18 protein-coding genes are annotated in these 20,005 nt (G+C 60.2%); 17 read left to right on the forward strand and 1 reads right to left on the reverse strand.

All coding sequences use genetic code 11. The annotated features are described in order from the left end of the window. The 17 genes from HIJ39_RS15665 to HIJ39_RS15745 all read left to right on the forward strand — a co-directional run. The coding region (locus HIJ39_RS15665) for a hypothetical protein (RefSeq protein WP_207711720.1) at positions 1 to 291 on the forward strand (291 nt) is incomplete at its 5' end. Between the two features lie 522 nt (positions 292 to 813). After that, positions 814 to 2,136: a group II intron reverse transcriptase/maturase gene (gene ltrA / locus HIJ39_RS15670; RefSeq protein WP_169101333.1), complete on the forward strand. Its 1,323-nt coding sequence runs from the start codon at positions 814 to 816 to the stop codon at positions 2,134 to 2,136. A 395-nt stretch (positions 2,137 to 2,531) separates the two neighbouring features. Next, a complete protein-coding gene (pyrF, locus tag HIJ39_RS15675) occupies positions 2,532 to 3,455 on the forward strand; it encodes an orotidine-5'-phosphate decarboxylase (protein ID WP_169101335.1) in 924 nt (307 codons plus the stop codon). Positions 3,456 to 3,755: 300 nt separating this feature from the next. Then, positions 3,756 to 4,856, forward strand: a complete 1,101-nt coding sequence (locus HIJ39_RS15680; protein ID WP_169101337.1) for a beta propeller repeat protein — start codon at positions 3,756 to 3,758, stop codon at positions 4,854 to 4,856. A gap of 417 nt (positions 4,857 to 5,273) precedes the next feature. Then, the gene (locus HIJ39_RS15685) at positions 5,274 to 7,034 is read left to right on the forward strand and encodes a DNA topoisomerase (RefSeq protein WP_169101339.1); all 1,761 of its coding nucleotides are present in this window, start codon (positions 5,274 to 5,276) and stop codon (positions 7,032 to 7,034) included. A gap of 199 nt (positions 7,035 to 7,233) precedes the next feature. Further along, positions 7,234 to 8,709 (forward strand): aldehyde dehydrogenase family protein, encoded by a 1,476-nt coding sequence (locus HIJ39_RS15690; protein WP_169101340.1) that lies wholly within the window; start codon positions 7,234 to 7,236, stop codon positions 8,707 to 8,709. A 29-nt stretch (positions 8,710 to 8,738) separates the two neighbouring features. Continuing rightward, complete coding sequence (gene gabT / locus HIJ39_RS15695; RefSeq protein WP_169101342.1) at positions 8,739 to 10,094, forward strand: 4-aminobutyrate--2-oxoglutarate transaminase; 1,356 nt, start codon at positions 8,739 to 8,741, stop codon at positions 10,092 to 10,094. A 15-nt stretch (positions 10,095 to 10,109) separates the two neighbouring features. Next, positions 10,110 to 11,288 carry a CoA transferase gene (locus tag HIJ39_RS15700; RefSeq protein WP_169101343.1) on the forward strand — a complete coding sequence of 393 codons (1,179 nt, stop codon included), beginning with the start codon at positions 10,110 to 10,112 and terminating at the stop codon, positions 11,286 to 11,288. Next, positions 11,281 to 12,456: an acyl-CoA dehydrogenase family protein gene (locus HIJ39_RS24945; protein ID WP_338055204.1), complete on the forward strand. Its 1,176-nt coding sequence runs from the start codon at positions 11,281 to 11,283 to the stop codon at positions 12,454 to 12,456. The genes HIJ39_RS15700 and HIJ39_RS24945 overlap by 8 nt, the downstream gene beginning before the upstream one ends. A gap of 189 nt (positions 12,457 to 12,645) precedes the next feature. Beyond that, entirely contained in the window at positions 12,646 to 13,887 is a 1,242-nt protein-coding gene (locus HIJ39_RS15710) for an MFS transporter (protein WP_207711721.1), read from the forward strand. Between the two features lie 14 nt (positions 13,888 to 13,901). After that, complete coding sequence (gene pxpB / locus HIJ39_RS15715) at positions 13,902 to 14,627, forward strand: 5-oxoprolinase subunit PxpB (RefSeq protein ID WP_169101347.1); 726 nt, start codon at positions 13,902 to 13,904, stop codon at positions 14,625 to 14,627. After that, positions 14,614 to 15,819, forward strand: coding sequence for a 5-oxoprolinase/urea amidolyase family protein (locus HIJ39_RS15720; RefSeq protein WP_169101349.1), 1,206 nt, complete (start codon positions 14,614 to 14,616; stop codon positions 15,817 to 15,819). The genes pxpB and HIJ39_RS15720 overlap by 14 nt, the downstream gene beginning before the upstream one ends. 19 nt (positions 15,820 to 15,838) lie before the next feature. Then, the gene (locus HIJ39_RS15725; protein WP_169101368.1) at positions 15,839 to 16,609 is read left to right on the forward strand and encodes a LamB/YcsF family protein; all 771 of its coding nucleotides are present in this window, start codon (positions 15,839 to 15,841) and stop codon (positions 16,607 to 16,609) included. Continuing rightward, positions 16,606 to 17,292 carry a cyclase family protein gene (locus HIJ39_RS15730; protein WP_169101369.1) on the forward strand — a complete coding sequence of 229 codons (687 nt, stop codon included), beginning with the start codon at positions 16,606 to 16,608 and terminating at the stop codon, positions 17,290 to 17,292. The genes HIJ39_RS15725 and HIJ39_RS15730 overlap by 4 nt, the downstream gene beginning before the upstream one ends. Position 17,293: 1 nt before the next feature. Then, positions 17,294 to 18,250 carry an ATP-dependent 6-phosphofructokinase gene (locus tag HIJ39_RS15735; RefSeq protein ID WP_169101370.1) on the forward strand — a complete coding sequence of 319 codons (957 nt, stop codon included), beginning with the start codon at positions 17,294 to 17,296 and terminating at the stop codon, positions 18,248 to 18,250. Between the two features lie 143 nt (positions 18,251 to 18,393). Further along, positions 18,394 to 18,795 (forward strand): COG4315 family predicted lipoprotein, encoded by a 402-nt coding sequence (locus HIJ39_RS15740; RefSeq protein ID WP_169101371.1) that lies wholly within the window; start codon positions 18,394 to 18,396, stop codon positions 18,793 to 18,795. Between the two features lie 83 nt (positions 18,796 to 18,878). Then, positions 18,879 to 19,301 carry a hypothetical protein gene (locus HIJ39_RS15745; protein ID WP_169101372.1) on the forward strand — a complete coding sequence of 141 codons (423 nt, stop codon included), beginning with the start codon at positions 18,879 to 18,881 and terminating at the stop codon, positions 19,299 to 19,301. A 513-nt stretch (positions 19,302 to 19,814) separates the two neighbouring features. Here the strand turns inward: HIJ39_RS15745 and HIJ39_RS23765 are convergent. Further along, a partial coding sequence (locus HIJ39_RS23765; RefSeq protein ID WP_207711722.1) for a hypothetical protein occupies positions 19,815 to 20,005 on the reverse strand: 191 nt, incomplete at its 5' end.

Here is a 20,005-nt window from a genome sequence, read left to right on the forward strand (position 1 = left end):
ATTACGCAAAACGAACAGTGGATGGACGAGTTAATGGCGCTGGGTGCCAGCGCCACCCCGACCACGGTGATTGAATGGGACGACCAACGCGAGGTTATCGTCGGTTTTAACCAGGCGAAACTCACTGACCTATTGCTTCAGGATGATTCTCAGCGGCGAGTGACGCCGGAAACGTGGCCGCTCGGGACAGCTCGTGCATGCGGCGGCGAAACGGCGGCACTGTTATCAGACGGTGCCGCCGTTTATTTCCTTAACGTGGTGAATCACGGACGATTGGGGGTTGCGCCTTGAAAGCTCAAGGAACACGTGCTGCCTGCAATGGTGGCCAGAACAAAGCCTAGCCAGCAGTTCTGTACCGAGTCTTGCGTGGTTGGGGGTGACCCCGTCTGCGAAGCGTAGACAGGGAGGTTGTAGGCCGGAATCATGTGAAGAGGAGATTAGCCCCGAAATCTGTCGCGGTCGAAGTTGCCGATTCTGTCCCCCGAAGGGAGAAGGCAGCATCCCGCTCACCGTATTGGCAAGGGGAGCGCGGAAACTTCCGGGGTTGGTACCTACAGCATGCAACCAAAGGATTCCTTGAGAACAAGGGAGAGCCGGTCGGTTTCCACTCATCGGTGGACAGCGGGGGACAAGCCTTACAAAGCAAGGACCTCGCGATGACTGATCGGAAGTCTGACTGACTCATAGTACTCCGCGGTCGGGAAAGCCGGCTACATGGGGAAGGGGTCAGCGAACAGAGGCGCGTTCTAAGGCAACATGGCCTCCATACAATGGGAGACGCCGGCCTTCATTCAACGGAAGGAGCACCGTACCATGACAACCGAATTAGAACGCATAGCAGACAAGGCGCGTCGGGAACCGACGCTCCAGTTCACCTCCTTGGCGCACCATCTGACGCCGGAACACCTGTGGCAAGCCCTGCACCAAATGCCGAAGGGCACGGCTCCCGGGGTCGATGGCGTGGCCCATGACGAGGCGGTCGAGACATTTCCCCAGTGGAGTCGGGAGGTCCTGAATGCAATGCACCGCAAAGGGTATCACCCGCCGCCGGTGCGGCGCGTGTGGATTCCCAAGCCGGGAAAAGCCGCCAAGCGTCCGCTGGGCGTTCCGACGATTGCCGACCGGGCACTCCAACGGAGCGTCGCCGATGTGCTGTCCGCCATCTACGAGCAGGACTTTCTGCCGGTCTCGTTTGGCGGGCGCCCCGGACGGGGCGCACATCATGCCCTGGCGACCCTGAACCACATCCTCGTCAGCAAGCGGGTGAACTGGGTACTGGAAGCCGACCTCAAGAACTTCTTTGGGAGTCTCGACCATGCGTGGATGATGCAGTTCATGGAGCAGCGTGTGGGCGACCCGCGCGTGCTGAGCCTCATCCGGCGCTGGTTGAAAGCCGGGGTCCTCGAAGCTGGCGCAATACAGCCCAGCGACCGCGGCACACCGCAGGGGGGCAGCATCAGCGTCTTGCTCAGTAACGTCTACCTCCACTATGTGCTGGACCTCTGGTTCCAGAAGGCCATCAAGCCGCGGTTGGAGGGTGAGGCGTACCTCGTGCGGTACGTGGATGATTTTGTCGTGTGCTTCGAGCATCAGCGGGACGCCGAACGGTTTCAGGCCGTGTTGAGCCAACGGCTCGACAAGTTCGGTCTGGAACTGGAACCGACGAAAACCCGCTTGATTGCCTTTGGGCCACGGGCCCACCGCGATGCCCAGCAGCAGGGCCACCGAAAGCCGGAGACCCTGTATTTCTTGGGGTTTACGCATTACTGTACGCGGAACCGGCACGGTGCCTTTGCGGTCGGACGGAAAACCGAGAAGTCCCGGGTCAAGCGGACGCTTCAGCACTTGCAGAGCCTGATGCGCGAGATTCTTCACGAGCGTGTCGAGGACCAAGCGCGCTGGATTAACCAGCTCCTTCAAGGGCACTATGCGTACTTTGGCATGGCGGGCAATTATTCGAGCCTGCGCCAAGTCTACCAAGTGGTCCTACGGTACTGGCGCCGCATGTTGAGCCGACGTAGTCAAAAGAGCCGGGTGACGTGGGACGAGTTCCTCCACATCCTCGGCCGGTTTCCGCTGAAACGGCCCAAGCTGTCGCTTCCCTATACCGCCTTGCCGCAGTACATCATTCTGTGAATCTCTGGTCGAAGAGCCCAGTGCGGGAAATCCGCACGCTGGGTTCTGTGGGGGTTGCGGTGCCCGGGAGACCGGGCACCCTTCTACCCGGACGTATGTTCGTCAACTACCAGCGGCGCCAGGGCATATCCCGCCGGCAATTTGTCGGAACCGGCAATCGGTAATGGGCGCAAAATACCAATACCTTGCGGCTGCTGAGGCATGTGTGATTCCAGGATGACCATTTTCGTCCAATAGTAGATTGTACCGGAGGCAGCGTGGCGCATAACGTGGCATAATTTTCCTCGGGCCATACATGCCTCGCGGTGTTTGGGAGTGCCGCCGTCACGTATAGGAACTTTAAACGTCGCTGGCGGTTCGGCGAGACATTTTATGCGGAGGATGAGGTGCACGAAATGGCGGGATTTGCCGATCGAGTCATCGCCGCGTCGGAGTCCAAGGATAGTGTCCTAGTTGTCGGCTTGGACCCCAACGTGGACTACTTACCGAATGTGTTGGCGCCGACGCAAGAATCGGGCCGTGCGGTGGCAGAAGCCATTAGCCAGTTTAATCGCCTCGTGATCGACGCCGTCGCGGACCACGCGGTCGCGGTGAAGCCGCAGTTGGCGTATTACGAGGTCTACGGATCGGACGGAATTTGCGCCTTGGAGGACACCATCCGATATGCCCGGTCGAAGGGATTGTTGGTGGTCCAGGATGCCAAGCGCGGGGACATTGGCCCGACGGCCAGCGCCTATGCCCAGGCCTACCTACACCCGTCGAGTCCCTTATGCGGGGATGCCCTCACGGTCAACCCCCTGCTGGGCGCGGATGGTGTGAATCCTTTTGTGGAAGCGGCCATGCAACATGCCACAGGGATCTTTGTCCTGGTGAAGACATCCAATCCATCGGCGGGCCAGTGGCAAGACTTGATCGCAGCCGACGGCGGCACGCTGAGTCAGCGCATCGCGGCCTATATCGCGGACATCGCCCGAAACCATCGTGGTGAACACGGGTATTCGGCCATTGGCGCGGTGGTCGGCAGTACGTATCCGCAGGACGCCCTCGCGCTCCGCTCCATCATGCCCCACTCCATCCTGCTGGTGCCGGGTCTCGGGGCTCAGGGCGGACGGGCCGATGATCTCACGGGGTACTTTGATGCGCAGGGGCAGGGTGCCCTCGTGTCCTCATCGCGCGGCATTACCTATCGGTATTGCGCGGTGACGCCGGAATGGAAACACGCGACCATCGACCAGGTGTTTGCCAGTATTCGGGAGGCTGCGCTTACGAGCCAACGAGCATTGAATAACGCCCGGCACCAGTCCCAGCGTATTCGGTAACCGCGTGCAGAGGGCAGTACTGGCCTTGGCTGGACCCCATCGGGGCTGCGGTTCGACGTCACACCAGCCAATCTCCGTGAGAGTCCATACCGGACTATAGGGGGCGAAACTGCCGCAAGCGTTCGGCAGATGATTGGGCCGGGATGGTCATCATACTGTGAACTTTTCCTCGCCGAAAACCTCAGCGGGCGTCGGCCATTGTCTCATAATATTCCATGTTTTGGGGGTAGCCCCGGTCGTAACCATGTTCTCGACCTGTCGTTGTTAGAAGCGAGACAGCGGAAGGGAATGTGGTTAGCGATGAAAAAGTGGGTTGTCGGCGGTGCCGTCTTAGTAGCGAGCGCGGTAGCCCTGGCGGCATGTGGAATCGGAACGACGACCGTCCTGCAGGGGCAGTCCACACAGAAGACAGATCCGGTCACGAGCCACCGTGTACCCAGCCGGCCCGCTGGAACCGAACGGCCCGCGTCAACGGTTCGCCCCCAAGGTGCAGCGCGCACTAAGACGTCGGCCGGGACCATCCGTCGGTCAACCGCTCTGGGACCAACGATTCATCTGTGGCATATGTCGTTGCGCGTTCCGAAGGGATGGAAGCTCGTGGCACGAGAGACGTCCGCTGGCGCGACGGTTTGGACCATTCGGGGCGCCTCGGGTCAGGCTCAGTTGACGTCGACCCCGCTCAGCCCGCGTCGAGACCCCGAGCAACTCCTGCCATGGCCCAATGGGCGTTATGTGTTGCGGACGTCGTCGGGTCCCCGTGAGGTGTTGGTTCAGTTGACGACCCAAAAGGGAACGGAGGACACCCTCGCCGTGCATCTCCGGTCCGGACTCGGCGGGGCATCCCTCATACCGGCGATCGCAGGCAACTGGACCCATCCGCCACTGATGACCGTGAACCGGGCGGTCACCCAACTGGAACAACTCCATCGACGGGGAGACTACCCCTACAGCTTGAGCTACGGTACGGCCGACGAGGGCTGGCTCTTAGCGCCCGGGGGCGGGGCGGGTCCCCAAGCCATGTGGGACCTCTTTCAGACCACCGATCACGGTCGGACGTGGCGGTTGGAGCGACAGACACAACTGCAGGGTCACTGTGTGTCCTCGATGCCAGCCTGCGCGTTTCCGATGTCCGGCGGAGACGCCACCCTGCGGTTTTGGAACGCCGAGGATGGGGTCATCGCCCAAACCGATTTCGCCTACAATGCCGCCTCTGTCTACCGGACGACGGATGGGGGCAAAACGTGGTTCCTGACCAGCATCTCACTCCCCTCCGAAGCGGGCACGGTGGCCCTGCGACGAGCGCAGGGGATGTTGGTGTTAACCATCGCATTCTCGTCGAGATCGATTCCCCCAGAGGTTTGGTACAGTGGAGATGGCGGTGTAGCCTGGACCCGTCGTTAGCGACCTGAACTCTTAGCAAACGACGGGGCAAGCATGCCTCTCTGATTGCCGGTCCCACACCGGTTCGGCAGTCAGAAGGTAAGCGTGGTGTATCAGCTGCTAACGGGGGGTTAGTACAGTAGTGCTTGCCTCCGATCAACCGATATTGAGCGATTGTCGTTAGGCAGCGGAAGGCTTTAGATCAACACGAGGCGTCTCGGCGTTTGTTCAAGACAGAACGAGACGGATCAATCATAAATCCCGGATACCCAAAATTTTGTGTTTAGGGTCAAAAACCTATGTGCAATGCCTGTCCGGTAAAAATGAAGGCGAAGAATGCCGTAGAAGCCCTTCGTTGCCAATGTCTTCGTACCATTCTGCATATGCACAGGAGACATTCGCGAACTTATTGTCCGTTATATTTTGCTTTTGGCTGGCGTGTCCAAGCCGGTTGACCGGTTGTGGCTTTCCGAGAACACGCCGGAAGCGATCCGCCGGGCTTTGTCCCAAATGAAGCCCTTGGGCGCCTATGACCATCTTGCTGCCGCGGCAAAAGCGCGCGCCGAAGCCGATTGGCTAGTGGGCCTCAACGCGACACGAGCGTTTTCCCTCCGGCACGGGCGTCCCGGGTCGCCGCTGTCGGTGGGACGGGTGCAGACGCCTACCCTTCGCCTCATCGCCGACCGCGACCGCGAAATTATTGCTTTCACCCCGGTGCCATATTGGCAAGTGGCGGTGACTTTCCAAGCCACCCAGGGAGCCTACGTGGGACTTTGGCAGGGGTCGGCGAAAGAGCACCCGGACCGCATCATGAGCTTAAATGAGGCCCAGGCAATTCTCGCGCCGTTGACGCCTGGCACGAGGGGACAGATTCTGTCGCTGGAAACCAAACGGGTTACGCTCAAGCCGCCGCTCTTATACTCATTGAATGATTTGCAAAAGGATGCCAACCGGCGTCTCGGGATGACCGCGCAGCAGACGTTGGATGCGGCCCAAAGGCTTTATGATCAGCACCTGGTGACCTATCCCCGAACCGACAGCCGCTACTTGACCGGGGATGTCGCGGCCACTGTGACTCAGCGGCTTCGTGGGGTCGGACAGTGGCCCGCGTATCAGGACCTGGTTGAGGGGGTTCCCCGTCCGCTTCGCACGCGTCGGTTAGTTAATGAAGCCGATGTGAATCGGGCTGGCCATCACGCCATTATCCCCACCGGCAGCGGGTCCATTGGATCCCTCGCGGGCCGCGATGCCGCGTTGTTTGATTTAATCGCACGCCGCTTTCTCGCCGCCTTGTATCCGGCCGGGTTGGACGACCGTACCACCCTCATTACCGAAGCGGCATCCCACCGGTTCAAGACGACAGGAGTTGCCGTAGTTGAGGCAGGATGGCGCGGCGTGTTGAAGCCGGCTCCGGCGTCGGATAGCGATGCCGATGAAGCGGAAGGTGCTGCCATCCCCCCGGGTCTCGTCGAAGGACAAGCGGTCAACGTAGACCACGCCGAGATCCGCGCTCGGGAGACCAAGGCACCGCCCAGGTTGAGCGATGCTAGTCTCTTGGCGCTGATGGAAAAACATGGGCTTGGCACCCCCGCAACGCGGGCGCGAATCCTCGAGCTGCTATTGGCTCGCGACTACGTGATGCGTGAAAAAAAGACGCTTCAGTCGACGGAAAAAGGGAGGCAGCTTTTAGAGGTGCTGCCGGAGACCATTCAATCGCCCGAACTGACTGGGCGTTGGGAGCGGAGTCTGGAGGGCGTGGCCGAGGGCCAGGAAGACCCCGATCATTTCCTTCATCAGATTCGCAGCTACACAAAGGAATTGGTGGAGACCGCTCGCACTCAGCAAGGGGCGCGGGTGGCAGAGGAGGATTTGGGTGCATGCCCGGTGTGCCAGATAGGCCGTGTGGTCGGGAATGCCAAGGGGTGGGGTTGCTCACGCTGGCGAGAGGGGTGTTCCTTCATGATTTGGCGGACGGTCGCAGGAAAGAAACTCACCCCAGCGCAAGTCAAAACTCTCATGGCCGGCAAGACAACCGCGACTTTAAAAGGCTTTAAGAGCAAGAGCGGCAAAAGTTTTCAGGCTCGGCTTAAGTACAGCCAGGAGAGCGGGCGCATCGAGTTTGTCTTTCAAGAGAAAAGTCCGGCCAAACGCCGCCGGGGGAAGACCCAAGCCGCCATGGGGGCCAAATCGGGCACCTGAGGGCAATGCCCGGGAACTGCGCCAGTTTCCATGACCGCACGGCTGTGGACTTCAAAAGAGACGCCTGGATCTTCCGCGGCCTGCCTGTGATGGAAATTTTTCGAATCCCCAGCTATACTAGGTGTTGGGCCTCGTTTGAGGAAGGGTTCAGGTATTTTGTAGATACTGCTGGTGCCTCCGCACCCTAAGGAGGATTTCCGTGAAGTTAAAGAATTACATAGGCGGGCAGTGGGTAGAGCCGGAAAACGGTGCCTACGAGCCAGTAATCGATCCCGCGACGGGCGAGATTTTGGCCGAGGTGCCTAAGTCCAGCGTCAAGGATGCGGATCGCGCCATCGCGGCGGCCCGCAGCGCATATGACAGCTGGCGGAAGGTTCCCGCGCCCAAGCGCGGCGAGATTCTCTTTAAAGTGGGCCAGATTTTGAAAGAGCGCAAGCATGAGCTTGCCCAACAGATGACGCGGGAAATGGGCAAAGTGTACACCGAGGCGGCCGGCGACGTGCAGGAAGGCATCGACATGGCTTTCTACATGGCGGGCGAAGGCCGCCGAAGCTTTGGTTACACCACGCCGTCAGAACTTCCCGACAAGTTTGCTATGGCCACCCGTGATTCCATTGGCGTGGCCGGCATCATCACCCCATGGAATTTTCCCATGGCCATTCCCACTTGGAAGATATTCCCGGCACTTGTCTGCGGAAACACCGTGGTGTTTAAGCCAGCGAGCGAGGTGCCGCTTTCGGCACAGGCACTGGTCAACATACTCATTGAAGCAGGCGTGCCAGCCGGGGTTGTCAACCTGGTGCACGGGGATGGGCCCGTGGTTGGCGAGGCGCTGTTAGCCGACCCCCGGGTGGATTTAATCTCCTTCACCGGCTCCAACCAGACCGGGCGCCATGTGGCCAAGGTGGCGGGCGAGGCGTTGAAGCGCGTGTCGTTGGAGTTGGGCGGAAAGAATGCCATCATCGTGATGGACGACGCCAATCTCGATCTGGCTGTCGAGGGTATTTTGTGGAGCGCCTTCGGCACCACCGGCCAGCGGTGCACGGCCTGTTCGCGGTTGATTGTGCATGAGAAGATCTATGACGAATTGCGCGACCGCCTGGCTGACCGCATGTCCAAACTGAGGTTGGGACACGGGTTGGAAAAGAGTACCGATGTCGGTCCCTTGATCACCCAAAAGGCCCTCGAAAAGGTTCACGGCTACGTGGAAATCGGCCAGCAGGAGGGGGCCAAGCTGGTGCTGGGCGGAGGCCGGGCGGAGAACGGCGATCTGTCCCGCGGATATTTCTACCAGCCTACGTTGTTTACCGAAGTCACCCCCGAGATGCGCATCGCCAGCGAGGAGATTTTTGGACCTGTGCTGTCCATGATTCGAGTTAAGTCGTTGGAGGAAGCCATCGCCATCAACAACCGGGTGACGTACGGATTGTCCTCATCGATTTTCTCGCAGGATGTCAACCGCGTGTTCCAAGCCATTCGCGATTTGGCCACGGGTATTGTCTATATCAACGCCGGCACGACTGGGGCGGAAATTCACCTGCCGTTCGGCGGAACTCGAGGAACCGGAAATGGTCATCGCGAGGCGGGGACAGCGGCCCTCGACTTCTTCTCGGAGTGGAAGGCCGTCTACGTGGACTTTAGCGGCAAACTGCAACGTGCGCAAATTGATGCCTAGCCGACTCTCAGTTATTAAAGGAGGAAATTATGGCCACCCAGACCAAGTACATTGACTTAAAGACTGCCATTCCCGGTCCCAAGTCGAAGCCCATTTTGGAGCGGCTCGAGAAGGCGACCCCGCGCGCTGTGGGCATTTACGCCCCCTTAATCGTGGATCGGGCGCACGGCAGTTTGCTCACCGATGTGGACGGCAACACCTTCATTGACCTTACCGGTGGCGTGGGCGTGTTGAACGTCGGGCACACGCACGATTTCGTGAAGAAGGCGCTGCATGAGCAGGTTGATCGGTTTCTGCACACCGACTTTACCAATCTGCCCTATGAGAGCTACGTGCGCTTGGCCGAGAGACTTAACGCCAAATTTCCCGGCGGTGGACCGGCGACCAGCATATTCTTCAACTCCGGCGCCGAGGCCGTGGAGAATGCCGTCAAGATTGCGCGCTCCTACACGGGCCGCAAGGGCATCCTGTCCTTCGAGCGGGCGTTCCACGGCCGCACATTGATGGCTATGACGCTGACGTCGAAGGTTCATCCATACAAGGCGGGCATGGGCCCCTACGCTCCGGAAGTGTACCGTGCTCCCTATCCCTATCCGTATCGCTGTGAATTCTCCGGCGGCGAGCCCAATCATGTCTGCAATGAGAAGTGCTACGCCAACATTGAGAAGGCGCTCATGTTGCAAATCGCGCCCGAGGACTTGGCAGCCGTCATTGTCGAGCCCGTACAGGGCGAGGGTGGGTTTGTGGTGCCGCCCCAGAGCTTCTTGCCGTGGCTACGGAAGTTCACGGAAAAGCACGATATCCTCTTAATCGTAGATGAGGTGCAGACGGGGTTTGGCCGCACCGGCACCTTCTTTGCCACCGAGCAGGCCGGCATTCGCCCCGACCTGTTGACGATGGCCAAGTCTATTGCCGACGGAGTACCGTTGTCGGGTGTGATGGGACGGCCCGAGGTGATGAATGGTCCGGGCGATTCGCAGATTGGAGGCACCTATGTCGGCAACCCGCTGGCGACGGCGGCCGGCAATGCGGTGTTGGATGTTTTTGAGCAGGAAAATCTGTTGGAGCAGGCCAAGCGTCAAGGCGAACACTTGATCTCGCGGTTGAAGGCCATGCAGCAGAAGAATCCGCTCATTGGGGACGTTCGTGGGCTGGGTGCCATGGTGGCCATCGAACTGGTTCGCAATCCCAAGACCAAGGAGCCGGCCGACGAGGAGACCAACCGCGTGCTGCAAACCATGATTCAGCGGGGTGTGCTCATGCTGAAGTCCGGTATCTACGGCAATGTGATTCGCTTCCTGGCTCCGTTGAACACGCCTTTGGACATGCTGGACGAGGCTTTAGACATTTTGGAGCGGACCTTGGCGGAGGTCGGAGGGCGCTAAGCCCTCCGGAGTCTTGTGAGCGGCGGACCCCTACGTGATATTCATGTGCTGGATTTGTCCCGGGTCTTGGCGGCGCCCTATGCCACCATGGCTCTCGGAGAATTGGGCGCGGACGTCATCAAAGTGGAACGGCGTCCCGACGGCGATGAAACGCGGCAATGGGGTCCGCCGTTTGTTGCGGGAGAATCGACCTACTTTCTGTCCGCCAACCGGAATAAGCGATCCATTGCCCTCGATCTCCGAAATCCCGATGATCAAGCCGTGGTGCGCGACTTGGCCCGGAATTGGGCCGACGTGGTGGTGGAAAACTTTAAACCCCGCACACTGGAGCGCTGGGGACTGGGCTTAGAGAGCCTGCGTCAGGCGAACCCGCGGCTGATTACGGCTAGTCTTCGCGGCTATCCAGCCCCGGACGACAGTCCCGGGTATGATTTTGTGATTCAGGCCGGCTCGGGTCTCATGTCCATCACCGGTCCCGTCGATGGGGAACCGGCTAAGGTCGGGGTGGCGGTCAGCGATCTGACGGCCGGCTTGTTTTTGTTAAATGGTATCCTGGCGGCAATGTATGAGCGGGAACGGACCGGAAAGGGCGATCATGTCGAGGTGTCGCTCTTCGGGGCGCAACTGGCGGGCTTAATTAACGTGGCACAAAGCTATCTGGTCACCGGAGACCCGCCCCAGCGCTATGGAAACGCCCATGCCCAACTCGCCCCCTATCAGACAGTGCGCACGGCGGATGGCTGGATGGCGCTCGGGGTGGGGAATGATAGCCAATTCCAGACGTTGTGTCGGGTGCTGGGCAAACGGGAATGGGCGGACGATCCGCGGTTTCGCACCAACCCCGATCGGGTGGCCCATCGCGGTGCGCTGATTTTGGCTCTCGAATCGGTTCTTCAGCACCGCACGACCGGTGAATGGGTGGCGGAGTTACAGGCTGAGGGTGTCCCCGCCGGGCCGGTGCGCACGATTCCCGAGGCGATTGATTATGCCCAAGCCTCCGGCCACGACCTCTTGGAGGAGGTGGCGCATCCCACGGCGGGCCGCTATTGGACGATTCGCTTGCCCTGGAATTTTTCCCGCAGCTCAGGGTCGCGCGGAATGCCGCCGCCCCGGATTGATGAGCATCGCCAGGAGATTTTGACGTTGGTGGAGACGATACGCCGAAGTCAAGGAGAGGAAGACTATCGTGAGTGACCTTGGAGCCTTAATTAATGACTTTTATGGGTTAGATCGCGATCTTGCCCCGGAGGAGCTACAAGCCCGAGAGACCGTGCGGCGCTTTGTAGATCAGGAAGTGCGGCCCCATGCCGGGAAATGGTGGCAAGAGGGGGTGTTTCCGACCCATCTGATTCCGAAGCTGGGCGCGTTGGGCGTTTTTGGCCCGACCCTGCCGGAGGAATATGGCGGTGCCGGCGCCAGTGGGATGGCCTATGGGCTGATGATGCAGGAATTAGAGCGTGGGGATTCCGGGCTTCGTTCGTTTGCCTCGGTGCAAAGCGGACTGGCGATGTATGCCATCTACCGCTACGGGAGTGAGGAGCAAAAACGTCAGTATCTGCCCCAAATGGCGCGGGGGGAGATAATCGGCTGTTTTGGCCTCACGGAACCGGACGCGGGGTCTGACCCCGGCGCTATGCGGACGCATGTCGAGCGGCGGGGTTCGGGATGGGTATTGAACGGGGCGAAACGCTGGATTACCAATGGCAATCTGGCCCATATCGCCGTTGTCTGGGCCAAGGATCCCGAAGGGATCATCCGCGGATTCATCGTGCCAACGGATACGCCGGGTTTCTCCGCCCGTGAGATTCACACCAAGGCATCCATGCGGATGTCGGTTACGTCGGAGCTCTATTTTGACCAGGTGGAGCTGGCCGACGAGGCGCTGTTGCCGGCCTCCAAGGGATTGGGATCACCCCTCAGTTGTCTGACGCAGGCGCGCTTTGGCATCGCCTTTGGCGCCGTCGGCGCAGCCTTGGATTGTTTGCAGGAAGCGGCCGAGTATACGAAAACGCGCATCGCCTTTGGCCGGCCGATTGCGGCGACTCAGATGGTGCAGGAGCGGATTGTCGACATGCTATCGCGCGTGGTGAACATGCAGCTTAAGGCCTTGCAGCTCGGCCGCCTGTACCAGGCAGGCATGATGCGCTATCCACAGGTCTCGCTGGCCAAGCGCGACAACGCGCGGGGTGCCTTAGAAGTCGCCCGGATGGCGCGCGAGCTCTTGGGTGGAAACGGCATTAGCGTGGACTATGTGCCCATGCGCCATGCCGCCAATCTCGAGACGGTGGACACCTACGAAGGCACGTACGAGGTACACACGCTCATCATTGGCCGCGACATTTTAGGGGAAAACGCCTTCTAGCGGCTTCACGAGTGATGCCCTCCGGCCCTTGGCTCCGGGGGGCCTTTTTTATCCTCGCCATAGAGGTGCCGTGGATAGGGTGGGGCGACCGCGGGGTGCGATGGTCTCTCGGAAAACCGGCATAGTCGTCCTATTCGGGCATAGAGTCTACCAACCCAAGTGGAGGCTGATGTTTAAGGAGGGATGACGATGGCGGCGACAAACGGGATTCTTCCCTTAAGCGCCGAAGAGCGCCCTACTTTTTGGGCTACCTTCTTCGGCTGGGGACTGGATGGCTTCGATTATATGATGTATGCGTTGGTGCTGACGGCCATCTTGGGCGCCTTTCACCTAAACGATGCGGAAGGTGGACTGCTCGGCACAACAACCCTGATTCTCTCCGCGCTAGGCGGCATATTGGCGGGGACGATGGCTGACCGCATGGGCCGCGCCCGCACCTTGGCGCTGGCCGTTTTCATTTACTCGCTATTCACGGCGTTAAGTGGCTTGGCCACGTCCTATCCGGAAATGCTGGTGTTTCGGGGACTGGAAGGTCTCGGGTTCGGTGGCGAGTGGGCTGTCGGTGCCGTCTTAATCGCCGAGACGGTGCGGGGCGATGTGCGCGGACGGGTTCTGGGACTGGTTCAAGGAGCCTGGGCATTCGGCTGGGCACTTGCGGTCATCGCGTCCCTCATCATTCTTCCGAATGCCGGTGCCATAGGATGGCGGGTGATGTTTTGGATTGGCCTCTTGCCGGCGCTTCTTTGCATTTATGTGATGCGCCGCGTGCCTGAGCCGCCAATTTGGGCCAAGGAAAAGACACGCGTTGAGCGGGCGGCCTCGGTCTCCTTCTTTCATATCTTCTCTCGAAAGCTCCTCAAGCGGACGGTCTTTGCGGCCCTATTGGCAGTAGGGGCGCAATCCGGCTATTACGCCATCTTTACCTGGCTCCCGACATATCTGAAGACCGACCGGCACTTATCCGTGGTGGGATCCGGCGGCTATCTCTTCGTGGTCATAGTGGGTTCGTTTGTCGGTTATGTGCTGTCAGGCATGATTAACGACTGGATTGGCAGAAAATTAACCTTTGTCTTTTACGCCGTCTTCAGTGGGCTTATCATATTGGTATATACGCACTTCGCCATCTCCAACGGCGTCATGCTGGTGCTGAGCTTTCCATTGGGATTTTTCGCCTCTGGCATCTTCAGCGGTTTCGGCCCCTTTTTGGCGGAACTCTATCCCACTAAGGCGCGTGGAGCCGGGCAGGGGTTCACCTATAACTTTGGCCGTGGCGTGGCTGGGTTCGCGCCCGCCTTGGTGGGGGTCTTGGCGGTACACTACGGATTAGCGGGTGGCATCTCGGTGTTTGGTCCCGCAGCCTACGTTCTTTGCCTGATTGCCCTGATTTTCCTTCCCGAGACACGTGGAATGGCGTTGGAGCAGGCAGCTTAAAAGGAGGGAGGCTTATGGCGCACCATCCTCGCATGCGGTTGGCGGGTGACGCGGCGATATTGCTGGAATTTGGCCAGACACCCGATCCGGCCATCAATCGGGACGTGCATCGAACGGCGCGGGCGCTCCAGCGTGCATCCATTGCGGGGGTGTGGGGGATTGTTCCTGCCTATACCACGCTCTTGGTGGAGTTTGATCCCTTCATCATCCGGGCGGCGGCACTCATGGAGCGGATCCAGAATCTTGCGCTTGACGATGTAGTGGAGGCGCCGCGCTGTTTTGAAATTCCCACCGCCTACGGCGGTCCGTTCGGCGAGGATTTGGCGGACGCCGCGACGCGCTTAGGCCTGGACCCCGAAGAACTGGTCGCTCAGCATTCGAAACATCGCTATCAAATCTATTGTTTAGGATTCTCTCCGGGCTTTCCGCTGGCGGGGATTTTGCCTGAAGCCCTCCGGCTTCCCCGGCGAACGTCGCCCCGGACCGCCGTGCCGTCCGGGGCAGTGGCCATCGCCGGATTTCAAACGGGCGTCTACCCCACGGAAAGCCCGGGCGGCTGGCACCTCATCGGGCGTACCCCAGGACGGCTCTTTCATCTGGAAAGAACTTCGCCGGTGATGTATCAACCCGGCGACTATCTCCAATTTCGTCCGATTAGCGGGGAGGAATATCGGCATTTGGAGGCACGAGCATTGGCAGGCGAGATGGTGGTTCGGGAGGTAGCCAATGGGCCGCATTAAGGTGGTTAAACCCGGGCTTCTCACCACCGTACAGGACGCCGGACGCCGAGGCTACGAGCATTGGGGCGTCATGGTTGGCGGTTGGTTGGACGATTGGGCGGCGCTCTGGGCCAATCGTTTGGTGGCCAACCCCGCCAACGCTGCCTTGTTGGAGGTGACGTTGATGGGGCCTGAGCTGCTGGTCGAGGAGGGGGGATGGGCGGCCCTTACGGGAGCGGATTTAGGGGCCTCGGTTAATGGCGCGGGGTGGAATCCGGGAAGCAACCGATATCTCGAGGATGGCGACGTGGTTCGGTTTTCACGAGCTCATCGGGGCGCCCGCACCTATCTGGCTTTCTCCGGTGGGATTGCGGTGGACCCGGTATTCGAGAGCCGCTCGACCGACCTGGTTGCCAAATTTGGCGGCATCGAAGGCCGGAGTCTCCGGTCAGGCGATCTCCTGTTTTTTTCCGGGGCAACCGACGTTTTCGCGTGCAAGGCGCCGGTCGAGACACTCATGAATGGTGGGGAGATCCGGGTGCTACCTGGGGTACGGGTCGACGCGTTTCCCGCCACCGCCTTGAACCGCCTGCTAGCCGCTGAGTATCGTGTCAGCCCCCGGTCTGATCGGGTGGGGATGCGGCTTGACGGGCCCCCGGTGACCGACCAGCCGATGCCCAGCGGCGGCGTTTCGGAAGGGATGGCTATTGGCGCCATTGAGGTGCCACCGAGCGGGGAACTGTTGGTGTTGTTGAAGTCGCGCGGCAGCATCGGCGGGTATCCGGCGCTCGCCCACGTCATTCGAGCCGATTGGCCACGGCTTGCGCAGTTGAAACCCGGCGACGCGGTCCGTTTTCGTCTCGTGGATTTAACCGAGGCGGAAGTCTTGTTGGATGCGCAGATGGAGGCGCTAAAGCAACCGTTGGCTACTGGCGGGAACGAGCTGGCGCCCGTAGAAACTCAAAGGACCGATGCCCGAGTGACGGCGCCGACCTGGGCGGTCGCGTATCGAGCCGCGTCCCCGGGGGGCGTGCCCTTGGCTTCGGTGGGGCAAGTGGTTCATGAAGGCGACCCGTTGGCGGTGCTGGAGGTCATGAAAAACTTCTTCGATGTGGTGAGTCCGCTTTCGGGAAAAGTGGTGGCGGTCTCCTTTGATGATGGTCAGGAAGTGCTCGAAGGACAGGAGTTATTTCGCATTCAGCCGTTTTCATAAGCGGAAAGGGGCGAGACAAATGGCAGAGAAAGTGGATCTCAACTGCGATATGGGAGAAAGCTTTGGGGCTTGGAAAATGGGCGATGACGAGAATGTGCTCCGCCATATTTCATCGGCCAACGTGGCTTGCGGATTTCATGGTGGAGATCCGCGCATCATGGGCCGGACCGTGGAACTAGCCAAAACGTATGGGGTGGCCGTGGGAGCCCATCCGGGATTTCCCGACCTGGTCGGGTTTGGCCGACGCAACATGGATGTCACGCCTGAAGAGGCGCGCACCGACGTACTATACCAAATTGGGGCTCTCGCGGGCTTTTGCCGCCGCTTCGAGCTGCCGTTGCAACATGTAAAGCCGCATGGCCAGCTAAACAATTTAGCCATGCATGACCGGCGTCTGGCCGATGCCATTGTCGCAGGCATCGCCGATTTTAGTCCAGATTTATTGATTGTCGCCTACGGTGGGGAACTGGCGCGCGCAGCGGAAGCGCGCGGCATGCGGGTCGCCTACGAGGCCTTTGCCGACCGGGAATACAATCCGGATGGCACCTTAGTGTCACGGCGATTGCCAGGGGCTGTCATCACCGACCCGGACCGGGTGGTGGAACGGGCGGTGCGCATGGTGCAAGATGGGGCAATCACGGCGGTGGATGGGTCGCGTCTCGACTTTCCTATTCATACGCTGTGTGTCCATGGCGACACACCAGGAGCGGCCGGGTTGGTGGAGCGGCTGCGGCGAGCTTTTGCTGAGGCTCAGATTCAGATTGTGCCGATGGCTGAGATTCTCTCATGAAGCGCGCATCCGAGATAGTCGAATTAAGCCACCGTTTGCGTGTGGGGCAACCGTACTACCCGACCCACGCCCATTATTTTCGCATGATGTACAACCAGCTGGAAGACGGGGATTCGTCAGCCCATGCCCAACTCATCATGGGCGAGCACGCTGGGACGCATGTGGACGCACCACGGCATTTTTTCCCGGACGGCGCAACCATTGACCAATTGCCCCTCGACACCTTTATGGGGGATGGGCTGGTGGTCGATTTGTCCTTTTCTGAGGGCGGCCAGGCGCTGTCCCGAGAGGCGCTAGAAACCGCGTTAGGGCAGAGGGCGTTGGAGCTGAAGGGCAAAATGGTGTTACTCCGGTACGACTGGGACCGCCTTTGGCATTTGCGGCCGCGGCGCCGGGAGTATGTCGATAGCTGGCCGGGACTTTCAGGTGCGGCAGCTCGCTACCTGGCCGAAATAGGGGTCAAGGCGGTCGGCACGGATGCCATCTCGATGGATGCTTCCGGCGCTTCCCACGCTCCCGCTCATCACGCGCTCCTGGGATCCGGTGTGGTTATCTACGAAAATCTAACCAATTTGGGGCGCCTCATCGACCGCGCATTTACTTTCGTTGGCATTCCCCTGGCTATCGGTGAGGGTACGGGCTCGCCCGTGCGGGCGTTTGCCTACCTTATGGAGGGGTGCTAAGGTGCGTTGGGGCATTTTGACGTCGGGGGGCGACGCCCCAGGGATGAATGCTGCCATTCGGGCTTTCGTCCGTTTGGCGATTGGTGAAGGCGACGAGGTGTTGGGCATTGAGCGCGGATTTGAAGGCATGGCCGAGGGCCTGGCCCGGCTGCTCACGGTCTCGTCGGTGGCCGACATCCTGATGAGGGGAGGCACGATGCTGCGCACCTCGCGCTACCGCGCCTTTGAAGACCCGTCTACCCGCGAGCGGGCTTTCGAGTGGGCTCGTCAGCAGCAGCTCGCGGGCCTGGTGGTGTTGGGGGGGAATGGCTCCCTGGCGGGTGCCGTCCACATTGCGGAGAGAGGACTTCCGGTGGTGGGCATCCCGTCCAGCATCGATGGCGACGTGCCCGGCACCGACTATACCTTGGGATTTGACACGGCCGTCAATAATATCACCGCCTCAATGGACAAGATTCGCGATACCGCCTCCGCCCACGAACGGATTTTCGTCGTTGAGGTGATGGGCAACCGGAGCGGTCAATTAGCTGTGGCGGCAGGATTAGCCGGTGGAGCAGAGGCCGTCATCGTACCGGAAATTGCCCCCGACTATCACGCCATTGCCAGGAGATTGGACGAAACCTATGCCCGTGGCAAGCGGCACAGTTTTTTGGTTGTCGCGGAGGGTGCAGCACGCGCCGCTGACGTGGCTGAGGAAATGCGCAGTTTAACGGGCCACGAGGTGAAGACGGTGGTGTTAGGCCACACGCAGCGCGGGGGGCCCCCCTCCGCTCACGACCGCATCATGGCGGCTTTGTTCGCGGAAGAGGCGTTGCGCTGCCTTCGTGATGGCAACCCTAGCGCTATGATGGCCTTGTCTAAGAGCCAGGTGGTAGCCGTTCCGCTGGACGTGGTATCCCGCCAACAAGCCGGCTTGAACGTGGGCTGGATGGCCTTGGCAGAGCGGTTGGCGCGTTAGGCGGGGAGAACATGCTAGCGTGGCAGCCACATCGGCGCTGCCTATTCCACGAAGTTCCATCCCCGTTTTTTTAGTGTAGGGCTGTTCGCACTGATCTTTTTGGTGAAAGTGGCGGTACCTGGAGATAGAGAGGAGGCGCGTCGATGAAAGTCTGGGCCCGCTATGGAATGGTTTTGGCAGTGGCCACCGTCGCGGCCGGCTGTGGGAGTGCGGCGCCAGCCGCTTCCCCACCCGCTAAGCCCGTGCATCATCAGTTAGAAGCGGTGGCGGTTAAGGCAGGTACGGCAGACGTGAAAGGGCAGTCGACACGGGTCTTGGTCAATCAGAAGGGGCTGACCCTTTATTATTTCACGAAGGATCATGGGTCTAAGTCAGCGTGTACCGGGTCGTGCACGTCATTGTGGCCGCCATTGTTGGCATCACAGGGCAACGTACAAGTCGGTTCGGGTGTCAGCGGCAAAATTCAAGTGGTGAAAGACGCGAATGGCGATCAGGTGTCCTATAACATGCCAAGAGTGGGCAGGCCAAGGGGCAAGGACTGCTGAAAGAGTGGTGGGTGGCAACACCGTCGCTGGCAGCTCCGTCCACCGCGTCGGGGGGATCCTCCGGATCCAGTGGCTGGTAAGGGATGCTGAGGCAGAAAATCTTCTGGATGCTGCTGTGGCCGGGCATCACGTTGTGCTCGGCCTTTCTGCCCTGGTTCCAAGTGGTTGTGCCCCACCCTGGGACCCGTCTCGATATGGTGCAGTTGAGTCCCGACGCCTGGGGATGGGTGGTTGTCAATATTGGCGCTCTTTTTCTGGTGCGCTGGCGTCACACCGGGCGTTGGGTGTGGAGTCTTTTGGGGATCGCAGCCCTCGGTGGCGGTGTGGCGACCGGCTTTTCTTTCGCCACAGCAGCACGGGTGTCGCAACTCTTGTCCGCCCCGGTCCCCCTCATCCCAGATTGGGGATTTGCCGTTTTTTTGGCCGGGGCGCTAGGGTGGGCCTGCGTTGCCGGAATATGGATGTTGTCCCGGCGTGAGCCTAGTATCGATGGCCCTCGGGCGTGAAGGCGCCGGGATTCGTCAAAGTCGGGGGTGGGGCGGGGTGAGTTGACATCGGAGGGCCGCCCAACCCGGTGCGCCGAAGCTGGGCCAGAGGGGCATGGGGCGGCCGATCGTGCGGCGGCGGGAATTAGGCGCCGATGAGGCTCATCATCTCATGACGATGCGCATTGTAGTACCGCGTGGCCTACGCGAGATTCTTGTGTAGCTCAAAGCGATCCTGCCAATCCACGGGTCCCGGGCCTGACCTGCAACGCGGCGCTAGCCGACCCGATCAAGGCGGCCCACGCGCCATCACAGCCGCACATAACAAAGCACTTCACCGACCATATCGGGGCGGCCCAAATAGCGCCATCAATTCCATCCATCGGGGTAGCTCATCTTTGGTGACCAGACGCACCACCACCCGACGGACCCGCTCGTTCATCGTCTCCGCGGGCGCGTGCGCGCCCGGGTCGGAGGCAGGCATTCTTGTGGTCGTGCCCTTGGTGTCACAAATTTTTGGGTTAGGCGCCCGTATTACGGCCAAAATCGTAAAATTCGCCCATTATTGTCCACTATGGCGGAGTCCTGCGTGAAGGCGCAGGGCTGCGTCATAGTCGGTAACAATGGGATGATGGCGCTATTTTGGCGGTAATACTGGCGGAAAATCCCAAAATCTGCTACACCAAGGGTATGAACACGAAAATACGAGACTCCAACAGGGGCGC

The sequence above is a fragment of the Sulfobacillus harzensis genome (assembly GCF_012933365.1).
In the GTDB taxonomy this organism is placed as follows: domain Bacteria; phylum Bacillota; class Sulfobacillia; order Sulfobacillales; family Sulfobacillaceae; genus Sulfobacillus_B; species Sulfobacillus_B harzensis.